Genomic DNA, 17,598 nt, shown 5'->3' with positions numbered 1-17,598 from the left:
CTGCCCACACCCAGTCTCGCCCGGGCCGTCAGGCCCCGCGGGCGGCGTCCTCGCGCTCGGAGGGCACGGGCGTCGAGGCCGGGGTGGCCATCGCCCGGGTCGGCTCGAGGCCATCGCCGTCCACCTCGGTGCCGATGTGGGCGCCGTCGCCACGATCGTCAGCCGTCGCACCGGTGGTGTGGCCGGCCTGCTCCGCCAGCTGCTCGACGTTCTCGATCATGTCGGCAGGGGAGCCGTTGATGGCGGTCGCGAGGCCCAGTGCGAGGCCGCGCAGCTCCTGGTCACCCATGCCGAGACGGACGGCGACGGTGGCCGCGTTGGCGGGCCGCTGCTCCGGGTCCTTCTCGAGGCACTCGGTGATGAGCTCGCGGAGGTCCTCCGGCACCGTGTCGGGCAGCGGCGGCGGCGCCTCGTTGACGTGGCTCAGCGCGGTCGCGATCGGCGTGCCCCGGTCGAAGGGCCGCTGGCCGACGAGCATCTCGTGGGCAACGACACCGAGGGCGTAGAGGTCGCTCGCACCCGTCGCCGCGTGGCCGAGGGCCTGCTCGGGACTGATGTAGTTGGGCGTGCCGAGCATCTCGCCGTGCTGGGTGTGGCCGGAGGCGTCGAGCGCCCGGGCGATGCCGAAGTCGGTGAGCTTCACGAGGCCGTCCTCGCGCACCATGATGTTCGCGGGCTTGATGTCGCGGTGCACCACGCGGGCCTCGTGCGCGACGCCGAGCGCGAGAGCGGCCTGACCCATGATCGAGCGCACCTCGTGCGGCGGGAGCGGGCCACGCTTGTTGAGGATCGCCGAGAGGGGCTCGCCCTCGACCAATTCCATGACGAGGAAGGCCAGACCTTCGTCCTCGCCGTAGTCGAAGACGGTCGCAATGTTGGTGTGCATCAGGCCTGCGGAGTGCACGGCCTCATCGCGGAAGCGGAGGGCGAAGAGCCGCTCGTGGTCGGCGTCGGGACGCATGATCTTGACCGCCACCGGGCGCTGCAGCACGTCATCCGTGCCACGCCACACGTCAGCCATTCCGCCTGAGGCGATACGGCTCTCGAGGCGGTAGCGGTCGCCGAGGACAATGCCTTCCTGGAGACGGTTCATGTCAGGGGCACCTGGGCCTTTCGGACGGAAGGTGCGCGTCGTGTGACATCTGAGAGGCCTTCGTCAGCGGTCATCGTACGGGACCCAACGGTTGGATCGAACATTCGTCGACCAGTCCTGGGAGCGGTCTGAGCCATGACCGGCCCCCGGGTCATGGCATTCGCCTACATACCCCCGTCCCCGCTCTGCGAACCACGTGTAGCGACCTGATTGGCCCCGTTCGCCTGCCCGGCGGCGCACGCACGACGGGACCCGACGGCATACGTCGGGCGTATGCCGTCGGGTCGGTGGGCCGTCATCGCCCGGTCTCCTTGCTGCGGGTGGGTGGTGCCCGCAGCCGGCCACCGAGACCGGGCGAATCAGGCGCGTCAGGCGGGGCGGGCCGGTCGGCGCCGGCTCACGGCGATGAGGGCCGCGCCGCCCGCGATCACGGCGGCCGTCGCCACGCCGATCCCGACGACCGGCAGGTTCGTCGGCTGAGCAGGCGGGAGCGAGACCTTGGGCGCCACCGGTGCCGCCGGTGCGACCGGGGTGGGACCCTCGGCGCTGTTGGCCGAGCCGACCTCGGAGTGCTTCGGGAAGAGCTTCGCGTCGCGGCACTGCCCGATCGTGCCGCCACCCATGTAGAGGCAGTTCGATGATGCCGACGGGACCGGGCTGGGCACCGGCTCATGGGGCTGCTGCGCGAGAGCGGGGCCGGCCAGGGCCAGCGATAGCACCGCGGAAGCACCGAACGCCGCTGCGGAGCGGCGGCCCAGGCCCGAGGACGTGGTGAAGGACTGACTGGACATGTGGCGCTCCCTTCTGGGTGGAGAGTGACCCGCGACGATCGCGCCTGACCGTGATCCCATCCCCCTGGCGCCGCACCCTCGGGGAGGTCCCTCGGGTCCGGCAGGTGGTGATCTAGCGGGTGACAGGCAGAGCCTTCGATCCACAGCGCAGATACCGGTTCGCTTGCTCAACAGGCGATCTCGCGGGTTTTCCCGTAGGACAACCCCTCCCAAGGCCGGACGAGGCGGACCCACTCCGGCGCGCGGCTGATCAGGCGCGAGGTCGCGCAGGACGGGTGGCCGGACGACACCAGGAGCGCGATCTCGCGCACGATGAGTCCAGGGGTGTCGCGAGGTGGAGTCGCCCGGGCCACGGCTGCCGGCTTGCCCCTTCGATCTCAGCGCCCGAGGGGTGCTGATCCTCGACTGTGCGCACGCGCCCCATCAGGGCATGGAGGTCGACCGGCCGGGCCGGCTTCGGCTCACGTCGGCACCGGACTCGCTTCGCGGATCGCCGCGCTCGGCGGGCTCGGCGGGCTCGGCGGGCTCGGCGCGGTTCGCCAGGCCGATGCAGCCGGCGAGGGTGACGACGAACGCCGCCCCCATCACGGGCGCCTGCCCCGGCGCGACCCGGTCCCCGAGCACCATGAGGCCGACCGCCGCCGGCAGCACGGTCTCTGTCGCGAAGGTCAGGGCGGCCACCGTCGTGGCGCTGCCTCGGCTGAGCGCCATCCCGTAGGAGACGGTCGCGAGCGCCGCGTGCGCGACGAGCGCCCAGGCGAGGCCGTCGGTCGCGAGCGCCCAGACCCGGGAGGGGACCTCGAGCAGTCGGGCCGCGACCCCGACACCACCGAAGCCGAGACCCGCGGCGACACTGAGCAGGACGCCGCCCCGACGGCGGTCCCGGAAGCCCACGGCGAGAAGCACCCCCACGAGCAACGCCGCCACCAACAGCCACCACGTCGCCGCAGGGCCCGGGTGCACGGCCGGACCTTCGGCCGCCGTGAGCGCGAGGCCCGTCAGGCCCAGGCCGACGGCGACCAGCGCGACGACGTCCGGCACGCCAAAGCGGACATGGAGCACGAGGACCGACAGCACGGCGGTGACGGCCACCGACGAGGCGATGGCGGACTCGACGACGAAGAGCGGCAAGGTGCGCAACGCCGCCACGGACGCGAGGAAGCCGACACCGTCGAGGGCGAGCCCCACGGCATACGGCCACCCGGCGCGGATGCGCCCGAGGACAGCGGTGCCGGCCGGGAGGGCAGCGGCCCGACGGACGCCGATCGCCTGCAGCACGGTGGCCGCACCGTAGGCGAGCGCCGCGAGGAGGGCACCGAACAGACCGAACGTCACCCAGCCATCGTCGCAACTGCCACTGGGAAGTGCCTCTGAGGGGGACGCGACCACGAAGGGCCCCGCGTAACGCCGAAGGGCCCCAGTTCTGGAGAACTGGGGCCCTTCGTCATCGCGTGCGCGAGGGGGGATTTGAACCCCCACGCCCTTTCGGACACTGGCACCTGAAGCCAGCGCGTCTGCCGTTCCGCCACTCGCGCGTGACAAGGAGACAGTGTGGTGCATCCCCCGCCGGATCGCCAAACCGGGACACGCGCCGCCCCGTCTGGCGTCCACCCCGAAGGGGTCCCTCGGTCGTCACCGGCCCCCGTGCGGCTCGCCCAGCCGGTAGGTCGGCTCGGTGAACCCACCACCCAGGAACGGCGACGACCGCGCCGTTGAGACCCGCTCGAGCTCACCGGCATACGCCTCGGCGTCGTCCTGCGGGTCGAAGCCGATGGCCAGCCCGGGCGAGAGGTCCACGCGTCGTCGGGTGTTGCGCGAGACGCCCCACACGACGTGGTGCCCGGTGGCCTCGGTCGTGAGCACGGCGAGGACCAGCCGGGTCATGTCGTCCGGAGAGAGCCACGAGCGCAACGACCCGGGCACGCCGGTGCCGTCGGCGAAGGTCATGATGCGTGCGCTCACGACGGTGATGCCGAACCGGGCGGCATACAACGCCCCGAGCGCCTCCAGGGCCGCCTTGCTCACTCCGTAGTACGTGTCGGACGCCGGGAGTGGCATGCCCTGACGGAGCGACGGCGACTCGACCGGCACGAAGCCCGCTGCGTGCACCGAGCTGGCAAGGAGCAGCCGCGGCGCCCCGGCAATGCGAGCCGCCTCGCACACCGCGCGGCTGCCGTCGATGTTGACCGAGAGCAGGTCGGCCCACGCCTGCTCGTCGGAGAACGCGCCGAGGTGGACGACGAGATCGGCGCCCGCGAACGCCTCGGCCTGCGCCTCGATGTCGCGCAGGTCGCACTCGACGACCCGCTCGAGCGAGGCGTCGGCGCCGGCCACTTCGACGCCCGGCGCCTCACAGAGCACCAGCCGGTGACCAGCCGCGCGCAGGCGCGGCCGCAGAGCCGTCGCGATGCGCCCGGCCGCACCGGTCAGCGCGAGAAGGGCCACGCGGACGGCATACCCGGTCGGGGCGCTGTCGTGCTGGGCGAGGTCAGAGGCCGTCGACGACGACGGCCGCCATCTCCATGCAGGAGTCGTGCGTCTTGCGGCTGATCTTCAGCGGGTCGAGGTGCAGGCCCGGTGCGAGCATCGGGTCGTAGGGGATGTCGACGACCGCGCGCACCCACTGCTCGAAGTGCTCGCGCGTGTGCACGCCGGCACCGATGTCGTTGGCCTTGGCCGACGTGTGCGAGATGACGCAGACGGCGTTGCGCACGAGGTCACCGCGACCCATCGCGACGAGCGCATCGAGGTTCTTGGCCGCGACCACGGACGTGTCGTCCTTGAGCGACGTCGCGAAGACGAGCATGTCGGCCCGGGCAGCCGCCGCCAGCCAGTTCGGCGAGAGGCGGTTGTTGCCGGTGTCGACGACGATCATGCGGTAGAAGCGCGACAGCTGCGTGTGGAGGTCCTCGAACTCCTGCTCGCCGATGATGCGCATCGCCTCGTCGTCGTCGGCCGACGCGAGCACGTCGAACGAGAGGCCCCGCTGCTCACGCACCCAGTGCTCGAGCTCGGACGTGCCGGCGTTGGGGTCGTTGGCGATCGTCGGCAGGGCGCCGAGCAGGTCGACGACGGTGCGGTGGTGGCTCTGCGACGGGGCACGCATGCCGAGCGTGCCCTCGGTCTCGTTGTTGTCCCAGGCGAGCACCGAGCCCGAGCGGTAGCGCCCGAGGTAGCTCGCGAGCATCAGCGTGACGAGTGTCTTGCCGCCGCCGCCCTTGGTGTTGATGACCATGATCGTCTTGCGGCCGTTGAGCGGTCGCGCGATGCGGTCGATGCGGTCGCGCTCGAGCATCTCCTTGACGCTGGGACCCATGCCGAAGGCCTTGCGCAGGCCCGAGTTGGCCTTGGTCTTCTGTCGCTCGCCCTTCGAACGCGCCGTGATGAGGTCTTCGGCGCTCGGGCGGTCGGAGTTGCCCTCGCGGGCAGCCGGGGTGAGGTCGTATGCCGTCGACTGCGCCTCGTAGCCACCCTCGGCCGCCGCGGCGGCCACGTCGGGGTCGAGCGCCGGGCGGGCGGCATACGCCTGCTGGGCTGCGCTGTGGTCGGTGCCGTAGTGACCGGACGCGCCGGTGGCAGTGGCCGAGTCGGAGGTCGTGGAAGTCGACGAGCTCGACGAGCCGGTGCCGGCGGGCATCCAGCCGGAGTACTCCTCCTCGGACGCGGCCGCGGTGTCGGCGTTGTGCTGGAGGGTCGACCAGTGGGCGGTCGCCTGGCCCGGGTCGTCTGCGGTGCCGGAGCCGCTGGTCACAGGCCACTCGCCGGTGCCCGGGTCGGAGGGCTGCCACTCGGTCCACGACGTGGTCGACGAGCCGTTGTGGTCGTGGCCGTTGGTGTCGGTCGAGGCAGACTCGCCGCCGTACTCATAGGAGTCGGTCCACTGGTTGGCGGCGGTGTCGTCGGAGGCGGCCACGGCCGGCTGCTGGCCGGTGTCGCCCGGCTGCCAGGACGTGTCCTCCCAGGTGGAGCTCCACGGGTCGGCCGGAGCCTCGTCCTCGTGGGGCGCGCCCGCCGTCGCGGTGGGGATCGGAAGGGTGAAGCCACCCGGGATGGAGTTGTTGGCGGAGAAGCCGGGGATGCCCTGACCCTCGTTGCTTCCGGTCTCGTCCTTGCTCATCGAGCGCTCCTTGCTGGCCTACCACGTGCGGGACCCGCCGCGGGACCCCGTGAGATCGTCCCATGCTTCCGTCACACATCAAACCCGCTGACCGGCGGTGCGGCGCGTCGGGAACGCGCTGTGAAGGGGCTCGGAAGAGGCTCGGAACAGGCTCCGAAGGTGCTCGGAAGGGCGCCGCCACGGCCCGCGCGGGCCCGTCGATTGGGGGCTGGTGGGGCTCGCCCGGCTACGATGAAGCGCCCGGCAGGAGCGCTCACCAGGAGGAGGAGACGGCGTGGGAATCATCAACCGTGTCGAGCACGGTCTCGCCAAGGCTGTCCACGGTGCCTTCGCCAAGGCGTTCAAGTCCGAGGTGCAGCCCGTCGAGATCGCCTCGGCGATCCGACGCGCCATGGACGACCGGGCCGCCCTGCTCGGGCACGGGCGGGCCATGGTGCCCAACCTCTACACGATCGAGCTCAGCCAGACCGACTACGAGCGGCTCGGTGACTACGAGGACGACCTCTCCGACGACCTCGTCGCCGCGGCGCAGGAGCACGCCGACTCGCAGGGCTACCAGCCCGGCGGACCCCTCGAGGTCCAGCTGGTCGAGGGCGAGGGTCTCGAGACCGGTGTGTTCCGGGTGCGTCCAGCGACCGCGAAGCAGGCCGGCCGCGAGCCCGCCGCCCCCGCGCAGGGCGCCCCGCCTCGCCCCCAGACCGCGAACGGCACAGTGGTCGACGAGGCCCCCGTCCACCGGCCGACCCCGCGGTCCAACCCGTCGGCCCGGCCCTGGCTCGACATCGGCGGCGACCGCTACCCGCTGCTGGGCAGCCTCACGACCATCGGTCGCGACGACACGGCCGACATCGTCATCGACGACCCCGGCGTCTCCCGCCGCCACAGCGAGATCCGCGTCACGACCGACGGACCGCACCTGGTCACCTCGATCCGCGACCTCAACTCGACGAACGGCACGTTCGTCAACGGCGAGCGTATCTCGGCCCAGCGGCTCCAGGACGGCGACCGCCTGACGATCGGGCGCACCTCCGCGACCTTCCGAGCCGGACGCCGGTGACGCATGAGTGAACTCACCCTGACCCTGCTGCGGCTGGGTCTGCTCGCGCTGCTGTGGATCTTCATCTTCAGCGTCGTCGGGGTGCTCCGCACTGACATCTACGGCACCGCCGTGAGCCGTCGGGGTCGCCGCAAGGCGCGCAAGGAGGCCGAGCAGCAGAACCGTCAGCGCACCCCCGCCCGCACTCCCGCACCGGCCGCTGCCGGTGCAGGCGCCGGCGCTGCTCCGGCACCGGCTCCCGAGCCCGCCGGCGGGTCGGGATGGCGCGGCCGCGGTCGCGCCAAGGGCGCCCCGACGACGCTCGTCGTCACCGAGGGCCCGCTCACCGGCACCTCGCTCCCGCTGCGCAGCGGCGGCATCCTGATCGGCCGCAACCCCGAGTGCGCGCTCGTGCTCGACGACGACTACGCGTCCGGGCGGCACTGCCGCATCTACCCCGACCCCTCCGGCCGTGACGGCTGGGTCGTCGAGGACCTCCACTCGACGAACGGCACCTTCATCGGTCGTGACCGCCTGACCGGCACACGTCCCGTGGAGGTGGGCACGAGCCTGCGGATCGGCAAGACCGTTCTCGAACTGCGAGGCTGACCCGATGGCCATCGCCCTGCGCTACGCCGCGCGCTCCGACCTCGGGCTGGGACCCAAGTCCCGCAACGAGGACTCCGGGTACGCCGGCCCCAACCTGCTCGTCCTCGCGGACGGCATGGGTGGGCACGCCGCGGGCGACGTCGCGAGCTCGATGATCGTCGGCGAGCTCGCCCCCCTCGACGAGGAGGACGTCACCGCCGACCAGGCGATCCCGCTCCTCGAGGAGGCGCTGCACTCGGCCAACGCCAAGCTGACCAAGGCGATGCGCGAGAACAGCGACCTCGCCGGCATGGGCAGCACGACGATCGTCATGCTGCGCACGGGCAACAAGCTCGCGATGGCCCACATCGGCGACTCCCGCGCCTTCATGCTCCGCGGCGACACCTTCTCGCAGATCACGAAGGACCACTCCTTCGTCCAGCAGCTCATCGACGAGGGCCGCATCAGCAAGGACGAGGCCGGGCACCACCCGCAGCGCTCGGTCGTCACCCGGGTCATGACCGGCCAGCCCGACGACGAGCCCGACACGTCGCTGCGCGAGGCGAAGATCGGCGACCGCTTCCTGATGTGCTCCGACGGGCTGTCCGACTTCGTCGGCGCCGACGTCATCGAGGAGATCCTCCGCGAGGCCCGCACGCCCGAGGAGGCCGCCGACCGCTGCATCGAGGTCGCACTCAAGGCGAGCACCCGTGACAACGTCACCGTGATCGTGGCCGAGGTCGTCGACGCCGACGGCGACGACCTGCCCACCACCGTCCCGCAGGTCGTCGGCGCCGCGGGCAAGCGCATGCGCAACAAGACGCGCGCCATACCGACGAGCCCCGCCGAGAAGGCTGCTGCCCTGTCGCGCGAGGCCACCGGCCGGCCGCACCCCGAGGACGACGGGCTCGAGCTCGCCGAGGACCGCACTCGGTCCAAGCGTTCCAAGGTCGTACGCCGCACCCTCGGCCTGATGCTCGTCGTGGCCGTCCTTGCCGGGGGCGGGTATGCCGCCTGGGCCTGGTCCCAGAAGCAGTACTACGTCGCGGCCGACGCCGGCCACGTCGCGATCTTCCAGGGCGTCAGCCAGGACCTCGGCCCGGTCCGGCTCTCGCACGTGCAGTCGCAGTCCGACGTGCTCGTGGCCGACCTGCCCACCGACGTCCAGGGCTCGGTCGGCAACACGATCACGGCCCGCGACCTCGCCGACGCCGAGCTCAAGATCGCCGCCCTGCGCACCGAGGCCCAGCGCTGCCAGCAGATCGCGGCCAGCGGCACCCCGTGCGGCACCAGCCCCGTCCCGACGCCTTCCGCAACACTGCCGACCACCCCGCCCACGAGCCCGCCCACGAGCCCGGTCACGCCCTCGCCGTCGGTCCCGGCTCCCGGCCCGTCGACGCCGAAGCCCTCCGTCACGACGCCGCCGGCCGTCGCCGCCGCGTTCTCGGGGGTGGGCGCGTGACGACGACCGTCGAGCCGCTGACGCCTCGCACGCGCCGAGGCGCCGAGCTCGTCCTGCTGCTGCTCGCCGTCGGCATCGTGCTGCTCGCGTGGGTCACCACCGACCTCAACCGCAACGGCACCGTGCCGGCCAACATCATCCCGGTCGCCGGCGGGTTCATGGTGCTGGTGCTCGCCGTGCACCTCGTGCTGCGCTGGAAGGCCGCGTACGCCGACCCCGTGCTCCTCCCGATCACGACGGTGCTCAACGGCCTCGGGCTCGTCATGATCCACCGCCTCGACCTGGCCCGCGGCAAGCTCGGGTCCGACGGCGACGCGTACCGCCAGATCATCTGGACGACGCTCGCGGTCGCGCTCGCCGTCGCCGTGCTGTTCCTGCTGCGCGACCACCGGCTGCTGCGCCGCTACACCTACGTGTCGATGGCCGCCGGCTTCGTGCTGCTGCTGATGCCTCTCGTGCCCGGCGTCGGCCGCTCGATCAACGGCTCGCAGATCTGGATCTCCGTCGGCCCGCTCAACTTCCAGCCCGGCGAGTTCGCCAAGATCGCCCTCGCCATCTTCTTCGCCGGCTACCTCGTCCAGACCCGCGACGTGCTCTCGCTGGCCGGCAGGAAGGTGCTCGGCTTCACCTTCCCGCGTGGGCGTGACCTCGGCCCGATCCTCGTCGCATGGGTGCTGGCGCTGCTGATCCTCGTCTTCCAGAAGGACCTCGGCTCGGCGCTGCTCTTCTTCGGCCTCTTCGTCGCGCTGCTCTACGTCGCGACCGAGCGCGTGTCGTGGATCGCCATCGGCCTGCTCCTCTTCGCCGCGGCCGTCGCCTTCGCGCTGTCGGCGTTCACGCACTTCCAGAAGCGCGTCGACCTGTGGCTCGACCCCTTCTCCCAGGACAACCTCGAGCGCTCCAACCAGCTGGCCAACGGCCTGTGGGGCATGGCCTCGGGCGGGCTCACCGGCACCGGGCTCGGTGCTGGACGGCCCTACCTCACCTCCTTCGCCGAGAGCGACTTCATCTTCTCCAGCCTCGGCGAGGAGCTCGGCCTCTTCGGCTCGGTCGCGATCATCGTGCTGTACCTGCTCTTCTGCGAGCGCGGCATCCGCACGGCCCTCGGCGTGCGTGACGGGTTCGGCAAGCTCCTGGCGATCGGCCTGTCCTTCTCCGTCGCCTTCCAGCTCTTCATCGTCATCGGCGGCGTCACGCGGGTCATCCCGCTGACCGGCCTCACGACCCCGTTCATGTCGCTCGGTGGCTCCTCCCTCCTCGCGAACTGGGTGATCATGGCGCTGCTGCTGCGCATCTCCGACCAGGCCCGTCGCCCGATGCCCGAGATCCCGGTGGGCGTCGCCGCCGACGACCCGTCGCCGGCCGAGATGACCCAGGTGGTGAAGCTGCCGTGAACACCCCGATCCGCCGGCTCTCCGTCCTCATCGCGTGCCTGTTCACGGCGCTGCTGGTCGCCTCGACCATCGTGCAGTTCACGCAGGCCCGGTCGCTGGGAGCGATGGCGAGCAACAAGCGCTCGCTGCTCGACAGCTACTCCCGTGAGCGCGGGTCGATCATCTCCGGCGGCCAGCCCATTGCGAAGTCGGTGGCCGTCGACGACCAGTACCGCTTCCTGCGCTCCTACCCGCAGGCCCAGCTCTACGCCCAGCTCACCGGCTTCTACTCCTACGCCGTCGGCGCCCCCTACGGCCTCGAGCACGCCTCCGACGACCTCCTCTCGGGCGACGCCGACACCCTCTTCGTCCGTCGTGTCACCGATCTCATCACCGGCCGCAAGACGTCCGGCGCCACGATCGAGCTGACGATCGACCCGAAGGCGCAGGCAGCGGCAGACAAGGCCCTCGGCGACAACAAGGGCGCGGTCGTGGCGCTCGACCCGAAGACGGGCGCGATCCTCGCCATGGTCAGCCACCCCACCTACGACCCCAACCCGCTGTCCAGCCACGACCTGTCCAAGGCCGCGAACGCGTGGCAGAAGCTCTCGACCGACCCCGACAAGGCCTACCTCAACCGGACGATCAACGGCGTCTACCCGCCCGGCTCCACGTTCAAGGTCGTCACCGCCGCGGCGGCGCTCGAGGACGGCGTCGTCACCGACGAGAACTCCTCGGTGCCGGGCCCGCCCGTGCTCGACCTGCCGCTGACCACCACCAACCTGCCCAACGAGAACGGGCGGCCGTGCGGTCCCGGCGACAAGACGACCCTCATCCACGCGCTCGAGATCTCGTGCAACACTGCCTTCGGTTCGCTCGGCCTCGAGCTCGGCGGCGAGAAGATCCGCGCGCAGGCCGCGAAGTTCGGGTTCGGCGACTCGCTGCAGATCCCGATGCGGGTCTCGACGAGCTCCGTTCCGGCCGACCTCAACGCGCCCCAGGCGGCCCAGAGCGCGATCGGCCAGTACGAGGTGCGCACCACGCCGCTGCAGATGGCGATGGTCGCGGCCGGCATCGCCAACGGGGGCCGCGTCATGACTCCCTACCTGATCGACTCGGTGCGCAGCGCCAACCTCGACATCATCGAGTCCACGCCCGACCCGGTCGAGCTGTCGCAGGCGGTGTCCGACAAGACCGCAGCCACGCTGACCAAGATGATGGTCTCGGTCGTGAACAACGGCAGTGGCGCCAGAGCCAAGATCGACGGCGTCGAGGTGGCCGGCAAGACCGGCACCGCCCAGCACGACCTCAACAAGCCACCGCACGCCTGGTTCATCTCCTTCGCCCCAGCCACCGACCCGAAGATCGCGGTCGCGGTCGTCGTCGAGGACGGCGGCGTCAAGGGCAGCGAGATCGGCGGCGGCCGCGTGGCCGCCCCCATCGCTCGCGACGTCATGGAGGCGGTGCTCAACCGATGACCGACCGACCCGACCAGCGTGAGCAGCCACCTGCCGGCGCCCGACGAGCGGACCACGATGACGCAGCATCCGGACGAGCCCTTCACGAACGAGCAGAGGCGAACGACGTGACCACCGCAGCACGCGTCCTGGGGGGACGCTACGAGGTCGGCGAGCTCATCGGACGAGGCGGCATGGCCGACGTGCACCTCGGTCACGACACGAGGCTCGGTCGCCAGGTCGCCATCAAGATGCTGCGCTCCGACCTCGCACGCGACGCCAACTTCCTCATGCGCTTCCGCCGCGAGGCGCAGTCCGCCGCCGGTCTCAACCACCCGGCGATCGTCGCGATCTTCGACTCCGGCGAGGACGAAGACCTGGCCGACGGACCCAACGGCACGCGTACGACCCTTCCGTACATCGTCATGGAGTACGTCGACGGGCAGACGCTGCGCCAGCAGCTCACCGAGCACCAGCAGCTCGACCCGGCAGAGGCGATCCGCGTCACCGAGGGCATCCTCGACGCGCTCGCCTACAGCCACCGGATGGGCATCGTCCACCGCGACATCAAGCCCGCCAACGTCATGATCACGAGCAACGGCCACGTGAAGGTGATGGACTTCGGCATCGCCCGGGCCATCGCCGACACCGCCGCCACGATGACGCAGACCCAGTCGGTCGTGGGCACGGCGCAGTACCTCTCGCCCGAGCAGGCCCAGGGCCAGACCGTCGACGAGCGTTCCGACCTCTACTCGACCGGCTGCCTCCTCTTCGAGCTGCTCGCCGGGAGGCCCCCGTTCGTCGGCGACTCGCCCGTCGCCATCGCCTACCAGCACGTGGGCGAGCTCCCGCAGCCGCCGAGCGTGTGGAACGACGCCGTCGGTGGTGACCTCGACGCAGTCACTCTGCACGCCCTCGCCAAGGACCGCGAGGCCCGCTACCAGGACGCCACTGAGTTCCGCGACGACCTCGAGAACGTCCGCCTCGGTCGCCAGATCAGCGCCGCCGCCCTCGGCACCGCAGCCGCCGTGGGCGCTGCTGCCACCCAGACCCTCCCGCAGTCGTATGCCGCACCGGGGGCACCGACGGCGGTGCAGCCCCCGGTCGGCGCACGCCGCTACCGGAACACCGCCGGCCTGCCCGCCGTCGGCCACGACGAGGGCGAGGACGCCCAGCGCAAGGGCGGTCGCGGCAAGGCGGCGTTCATCACCCTGCTCGTCATCGCCCTGCTCGCGCTCGTCGGCTGGGGCGCCGTCACGTGGTTCGGCAACCAGGCCCCCACCACGGTGCCGACGGTGGCCGTGCCCACCCTCGAGGGCATGAAGGAAGACGTCGCCGCCCGCACCCTGGCGACCAACAACCTGCGCGGCCAGAAGACCGCGGCAGCCAGCACGATCGTGCCCGAGGGTGAGGTCGTGAGCCAGGACCCCAGCGCCGGCACGCGCGTGCAGACTCTGTCGACGGTCAAGTACGTCGTGTCGTCTGGTCCGGACACGTTGACCGTGCCCGACGTGACGGGCATGAACAAGGACGAGGCCCGGGCAGAGCTCGAGAAGCAGGGCTTCGCCGTGGCCGGCTTCACTCAGGAGAACGTCCCCGACCAGGACAAGAACAACGTCACCAAGACGGAGCCGGCCGCCCGGGCCGTCGTGTCCAAGGACACCAAGATCCGCATCTTCTACGCGACCGGCAACGTCAAGGTGCCCGACGACCTCGTCGGCAAGGACTGGGCCCTGGCCGCGGTCGCGCTCCAGAACGCCGGGCTCGACCCGCGCAAGGAGTCGGTCGACTCCCAGAAGAACCCCGACGAGGTGCTGTCGGTCGACAAGGCGGGCGACGTGGTCAAGAAGGGCACGACGATCGTCGTCAAGGTGGCGAAGACGCCCACCTCCACGGCGACGGTGACCATCACGCCGCCCCCGCCGACCACCACCACAGCCCCTCCGACGACGCCGCCCCCGACGACGACGCTCACCCTCCCCTGACCTCAGGGGGCGACGCACTCGACGGGTCGTCAGCCCTCCACCTCACTCGAGTGCTCACTTCCCGAGGTCGGGAAGTGAGCACTCGACGTAGAGGAGCCGTCGGAAGATGAGCACTCGACGCAAAGGTCCCATCGAGTGCACAGTTCCCGACGGACGTACGCGTCGGAAGATGAGCACTCGACCCGCTGGTCCCATCGAGTGCACAGTTCCCGACGGACGTACGCGTCGGAAGATGAGCACTCGACCCGCTGGTCCCATCGAGTGCACAGTTCCCGACGGACGTACGCGTCGGAAAGTGAGCACTCGACCCGCTGATCCCATCGAGTGCACAGTTCCCGACGGACGTACGCGTCGGAAGATGAGCACTCGACCCGCTGGTCCCATCGAGTGCACAGTTCCCGACGGACGTACGCGTCGGAAAGTGAGCACTCGACATGGGACTCGACGTCGGGAAGTGAGCACTCGACGTGAGGGGGGCCTGCGGCGGGGTAGGTCGCTCAGACGGCGGCGGTGACGAGCGGGCTGAGGCCCGCCGACCGCGCCACGGCGTCGGCGTCGCCGCACATCGCGAGGAAGTTGGCGAGCATCCGGTGGCCGCCCTCGGTGAGCACGCTCTCGGGGTGGAACTGGACACCGTGCAGCGGGAGGTCGCGGTGGCGTACGGCCATGACGAGCCCGGAGTCGGTGTGGCCCGTCGCCACCAGCTCGGCGGGCAGCGTCGCCGGGTCGATCGTCAATGAGTGGTAGCGAGTCGCCGTGAAAGGGCTCGGCAGTCCCTCGAGCACGCCGGTGCCGTCGTGGTGCACGAGCGAGGTCTTGCCGTGGAGCAGCTCGGGCGCGCGGCCGACGGTCGCGCCCACGACCACGCCGAGGGCCTGGTGGCCGAGGCACACGCCGAACATCGGCTTCGGGATGCGCGCGCACTCGCGGATCATGTCCTTCGAGACGCCGGCCCCCTCGGGCGTGCCCGGACCGGGCGAGACGAGCACCCCGTCGTAAGCCGCCGCCTCGCCGGCGTCGACGGCGTCGTTGCGCACGACCGTGCACTCGGCCCCGAGCTGCTCGAGGTAGCCGACGATCGTGTAGACGAAGCTGTCGTAGTTGTCGACGACGAGGATGCGGGCTGGGCTGGTCATGCGTGTCTCTCAGGCGGGTGGCTCAGGCGGTGGGTCAGCGGATCGGCGAGGCGTACTGGAAGTCGACCGAGCCCGAGTATGCCGGGAACTCGATCGAGCTGTGCGTGTGGACTCCGTAGCCGAGACCGACGGCGTCGACGTACTGCTTGTAGATGGTGACGGAGGCGTCGGCATCGAGGCCCTGCTGGAGGCGGTCGACGTCACCCATGGCGGTGATCCGGTAGGGCGGCGCGTAGACGCGGCCCTGCAGGATCAGCGTGTTGCCGACGCAACGCACGGCGCTCGTGGAGATGACGCGCTGGTCCTGGATCATCATCGCCTCGGCCCCTGAGGACCACAGCGCGTTGACGACGCCCTGGACGTCCTGCTGGTGCACCACGATGTCATCGGCCGTGAAGCCGTCGGGCAGCGACTCGGCCGTGCGGTGGGCGTCGTCGAGAGTGACCTCGAGGGCGGCGCCCTTGACCTTCGTGGTCGCCGCGGTGCCGGCCAGCTCGTCGGCGGCCCGGTTGAGGCTGGAGATGTGGTCGTCGGCCGGCGCGCTGCTCTTCGAGAGCGCGTTCACCTCGCGCTGCAGCTCGTCGAGGAGCGCGGCCTTGTCGGCCACGCGGGCCGTGCCCTCCTTGATCAGCTGCGGCAGGTCGCGGTCGGCCCGTAGGTCGCGGCCCTGGGCCGCCTGGAAGCTCATCGCGAACATCAGCCCGGCGGCGGCAGTGACGAGCGGCACGAGCACACCCCACGTGACGCGTCGGCGGGCCACGGGCCTGCTGACCTCGGGCTCGCCAACCTCTGGCTCGCTGCCCTCCGGCGGCTCGGCGTCGTTCATGTCCGGTCCTCGCTCGCGCGGACGGTCCGCGCCGTGACCCATTGTGCCTCTTTCGCCGAACGGGCCCGGCGGAGGTTCCGTGCCTGAGGACGCCGACGAGGTCATTGGTTACCCTTGGCTCAACTCAGAGCAAGGAGAAAGCAGTGCCCGAGTCAAAAGGCCGCGACCACAAGGCGGCGGCATACGTCCCGCCCCGCACCAGCAAGGCGGCCGAGCCCAATCCCACCTGGTGGGCCCCTGTCTTCATCACGCTGCTCGTCCTCGGGCTGCTGTGGATCGTCGTGTACTACGTGACCGAGTACAAGTACCCGATTGGGTCGATCGGCGTGTGGAACCTCGGCGTGGGCTTCGTGCTGCTCATGGGCGGCTTCATCATGACGATGCGGTGGCGCTGAGCGGCATCCACAACCACCCACAGCCCGACCGACGCCGGCTGTCCACACCTGTGGACGGCCGGCGTCGTTTTTTTCCTCCACAGCTGTGGACAACCCCCGTGCACAACTCCCGGAGCGTAGGTCGCTGTTTGTCCACAGACTTTTCCCCAGCTGGGGATGAATGACATCTGTGTAACTACATCCACAGGTTTTTCCACAGACGGTGGATAACCTCCCGCAGGCAGCTCGTCACAGCGCTCTGGGACAGGAGAGTCGCGAGAGGCGTGTGGGGCGCAGGAAGGGACGACGAGGAGCCGACGGAAGGTCGGCGAGGAGGAGCTGCAGAAGAGCCGGGCTCAGCCGGCCGTGAGCTCGCGGATGTCCACCGGCACGGTGAGGTACTTGGCCACCGCGAGCCCGACGAGGACGGCCAGCACCGCGATCAGGGCGACCCACACGAGGTGGCGCACCCCCTGCTTGCGGAACGCCACGATGACGCCGGCGCAGGCCAGGCCGGTCACGAGGCCGCCGAGGTGGGCCTGCCACGAGATGCCGGGGTAGAGGAAGCCGAAGGCCGCGTTGATCGCGATCGTGGCGTACATGGCCGTCGACGAGCGGCCGAGGTGGCGGTTGAGCACGAGCAGGGAGGCGAAGAGGCCGAAGATGGCCCCGGACGCGCCGACGACGGCCCCGAACCAGGGRCCGCGGCCACCGGCGAGGACATCGGCAGCGGTGGGGGTGCCCGCGAGGAGGGTCACGGCGACCTGCCCCCCGATGCCGCTGATCAGGTAGAGCGCGGCGAAGCGGGCGCGGCCGAGCATCGGCTCGAGGTACTGCCCCAGCGACCACAGCGCGAACATGTTGAGCAGGATGTGGAAGATGGTCTGCGGGGAGTGCAGGAAAGCGGCGGTGACGAACCTCCACGGCTCGCTCCAGCCGAGGAACGGCGCGAACGCGAAGTTCAGCGTGACGGAGTCACTGGCGCGCTGCGCGAGGTAGACGACGGCGCAGATCGCGATGAGTGTGTAGGTGACGACGGGGGTGCCGTCGGTGGCCCGGCCACCGAAGACGGTGCGGGCGCTCGGGGCGGAACGGGCGGCGTCGCGTACGCAGTCGACGCACTGGATGCCCACGGCGGCGGGCCGCTGGCACTCGGGACACGCGGGCCGCCCGCAGCGCTGGCAGCGGACGTAGGCCTCGCGGTCGGGGTGACGCGGGCACACGGACGGACCGGCGGCCGGCTGCGGCACGCCTGGGCGCACCGGCGGCTGGCCGGCCGGCTCGGGCGGGCCGAACTGGCTGGGCTCGCCCGACGGCTGCGCCGGCGGGACACTGCTCGGGTCGTCGGACAACTCGATCT

The 17,598-nt window shown here is 70.9% G+C and carries 15 protein-coding genes and 1 tRNA gene; 7 read left to right on the top strand and 9 right to left on the bottom strand.

What is annotated here, in order from left to right:
* Positions 1–28: 28 nt before the first annotated feature.
* From AC1DE0_RS07035 to AC1DE0_RS07010, 6 genes are all read right to left on the bottom strand, one after another.
* Positions 29–1,093 carry a serine/threonine-protein kinase gene (locus AC1DE0_RS07035; RefSeq protein WP_478098593.1) on the bottom strand — a complete coding sequence of 355 codons (1,065 nt, stop codon included), beginning with the start codon at positions 1,091–1,093 and terminating at the stop codon, positions 29–31.
* A gap of 368 nt (positions 1,094–1,461) precedes the next feature.
* Positions 1,462–1,884: a hypothetical protein gene (locus AC1DE0_RS07030; protein WP_478098591.1), complete on the bottom strand. Its 423-nt coding sequence runs from the start codon at positions 1,882–1,884 to the stop codon at positions 1,462–1,464.
* A gap of 423 nt (positions 1,885–2,307) precedes the next feature.
* Positions 2,308–3,219, bottom strand: coding sequence for a hypothetical protein (locus AC1DE0_RS07025; RefSeq protein WP_478098589.1), 912 nt, complete (start codon positions 3,217–3,219; stop codon positions 2,308–2,310).
* A 117-nt stretch (positions 3,220–3,336) separates the two neighbouring features.
* Positions 3,337–3,419 (bottom strand) — tRNA-Leu (locus tag AC1DE0_RS07020).
* Positions 3,420–3,516: 97 nt separating this feature from the next.
* Positions 3,517–4,329, bottom strand: a complete 813-nt coding sequence (locus AC1DE0_RS07015; protein WP_478098587.1) for an NAD-dependent epimerase/dehydratase family protein — start codon at positions 4,327–4,329, stop codon at positions 3,517–3,519.
* A gap of 43 nt (positions 4,330–4,372) precedes the next feature.
* Positions 4,373–6,001: a MinD/ParA family ATP-binding protein gene (locus AC1DE0_RS07010; RefSeq protein ID WP_478098586.1), complete on the bottom strand. Its 1,629-nt coding sequence runs from the start codon at positions 5,999–6,001 to the stop codon at positions 4,373–4,375.
* Positions 6,002–6,275: 274 nt separating this feature from the next.
* On the opposite strand from AC1DE0_RS07010, the gene AC1DE0_RS07005 reads away from it, so the two are divergent.
* The 6 genes from AC1DE0_RS07005 to pknB all read left to right on the top strand — a co-directional run bounded on the left by AC1DE0_RS07005 (position 6,276) and on the right by pknB (position 13,902).
* On the top strand, positions 6,276–7,058 hold the full coding sequence (locus AC1DE0_RS07005) for an FhaA domain-containing protein (protein ID WP_478098584.1): 783 nt from the start codon (positions 6,276–6,278) through the stop codon (positions 7,056–7,058).
* Between the two features lie 3 nt (positions 7,059–7,061).
* A complete protein-coding gene (locus tag AC1DE0_RS07000) occupies positions 7,062–7,646 on the top strand; it encodes an FHA domain-containing protein FhaB/FipA (protein WP_478098582.1) in 585 nt (194 codons plus the stop codon).
* A gap of 4 nt (positions 7,647–7,650) precedes the next feature.
* Complete coding sequence (locus tag AC1DE0_RS06995; RefSeq protein WP_478098580.1) at positions 7,651–9,087, top strand: PP2C family protein-serine/threonine phosphatase; 1,437 nt, start codon at positions 7,651–7,653, stop codon at positions 9,085–9,087.
* Entirely contained in the window at positions 9,084–10,481 is a 1,398-nt protein-coding gene (locus AC1DE0_RS06990; protein WP_478098578.1) for an FtsW/RodA/SpoVE family cell cycle protein, read from the top strand. The genes AC1DE0_RS06995 and AC1DE0_RS06990 overlap by 4 nt, the downstream gene beginning before the upstream one ends.
* Positions 10,478–11,938, top strand: coding sequence for a peptidoglycan D,D-transpeptidase FtsI family protein (locus AC1DE0_RS06985; protein WP_478098576.1), 1,461 nt, complete (start codon positions 10,478–10,480; stop codon positions 11,936–11,938). Before AC1DE0_RS06990 ends, AC1DE0_RS06985 begins: the two co-directional genes overlap by 4 nt.
* 107 nt (positions 11,939–12,045) lie before the next feature.
* Complete coding sequence (gene pknB / locus AC1DE0_RS06980) at positions 12,046–13,902, top strand: Stk1 family PASTA domain-containing Ser/Thr kinase (RefSeq protein WP_478098574.1); 1,857 nt, start codon at positions 12,046–12,048, stop codon at positions 13,900–13,902.
* Between the two features lie 497 nt (positions 13,903–14,399).
* Here pknB and AC1DE0_RS06975 read toward each other — a convergent pair whose 3' ends face one another.
* A complete protein-coding gene (locus AC1DE0_RS06975) occupies positions 14,400–15,038 on the bottom strand; it encodes an aminodeoxychorismate/anthranilate synthase component II (RefSeq protein WP_478098572.1) in 639 nt (212 codons plus the stop codon).
* Positions 15,039–15,072: 34 nt separating this feature from the next.
* Positions 15,073–15,864 carry a DUF881 domain-containing protein gene (locus tag AC1DE0_RS06970; RefSeq protein WP_478098570.1) on the bottom strand — a complete coding sequence of 264 codons (792 nt, stop codon included), beginning with the start codon at positions 15,862–15,864 and terminating at the stop codon, positions 15,073–15,075.
* Positions 15,865–16,007: 143 nt separating this feature from the next.
* On the opposite strand from AC1DE0_RS06970, the gene AC1DE0_RS06965 reads away from it, so the two are divergent.
* On the top strand, positions 16,008–16,259 hold the full coding sequence (locus tag AC1DE0_RS06965; RefSeq protein WP_478098568.1) for a cell division protein CrgA: 252 nt from the start codon (positions 16,008–16,010) through the stop codon (positions 16,257–16,259).
* A gap of 335 nt (positions 16,260–16,594) precedes the next feature.
* On the opposite strand, the gene AC1DE0_RS06960 is transcribed toward AC1DE0_RS06965, so the two are convergent.
* Positions 16,595–17,590, bottom strand: a complete 996-nt coding sequence (locus AC1DE0_RS06960; protein WP_478098567.1) for a rhomboid family intramembrane serine protease — start codon at positions 17,588–17,590, stop codon at positions 16,595–16,597.
* Between the last annotated feature and the right edge of the window lie 8 nt (positions 17,591–17,598).

This window comes from Terrabacter sp. 05T424 (assembly GCF_056396225.1).
This window is presented reverse-complemented; position numbering and strand designations above follow the sequence as displayed.

Coding starts and splice junctions, on each gene's coding strand:
- AC1DE0_RS07035 (WP_478098593.1), bottom strand. CDS start 1,093: ATGAACCGTCTCCAGGAAGGCATTGTCCTCGGCGACCGCTACCGCCTC.
- AC1DE0_RS07030 (WP_478098591.1), bottom strand. CDS start 1,884: ATGTCCAGTCAGTCCTTCACCACGTCCTCGGGCCTGGGCCGCCGCTCC.
- AC1DE0_RS07000 (WP_478098582.1), top strand. CDS start 7,062: ATGAGTGAACTCACCCTGACCCTGCTGCGGCTGGGTCTGCTCGCGCTG.
- AC1DE0_RS06975 (WP_478098572.1), bottom strand. CDS start 15,038: ATGACCAGCCCAGCCCGCATCCTCGTCGTCGACAACTACGACAGCTTC.
- AC1DE0_RS06970 (WP_478098570.1), bottom strand. CDS start 15,864: ATGAACGACGCCGAGCCGCCGGAGGGCAGCGAGCCAGAGGTTGGCGAG.
- AC1DE0_RS06995 (WP_478098580.1), top strand. CDS start 7,651: ATGGCCATCGCCCTGCGCTACGCCGCGCGCTCCGACCTCGGGCTGGGA.
- AC1DE0_RS07010 (WP_478098586.1), bottom strand. CDS start 6,001: ATGAGCAAGGACGAGACCGGAAGCAACGAGGGTCAGGGCATCCCCGGC.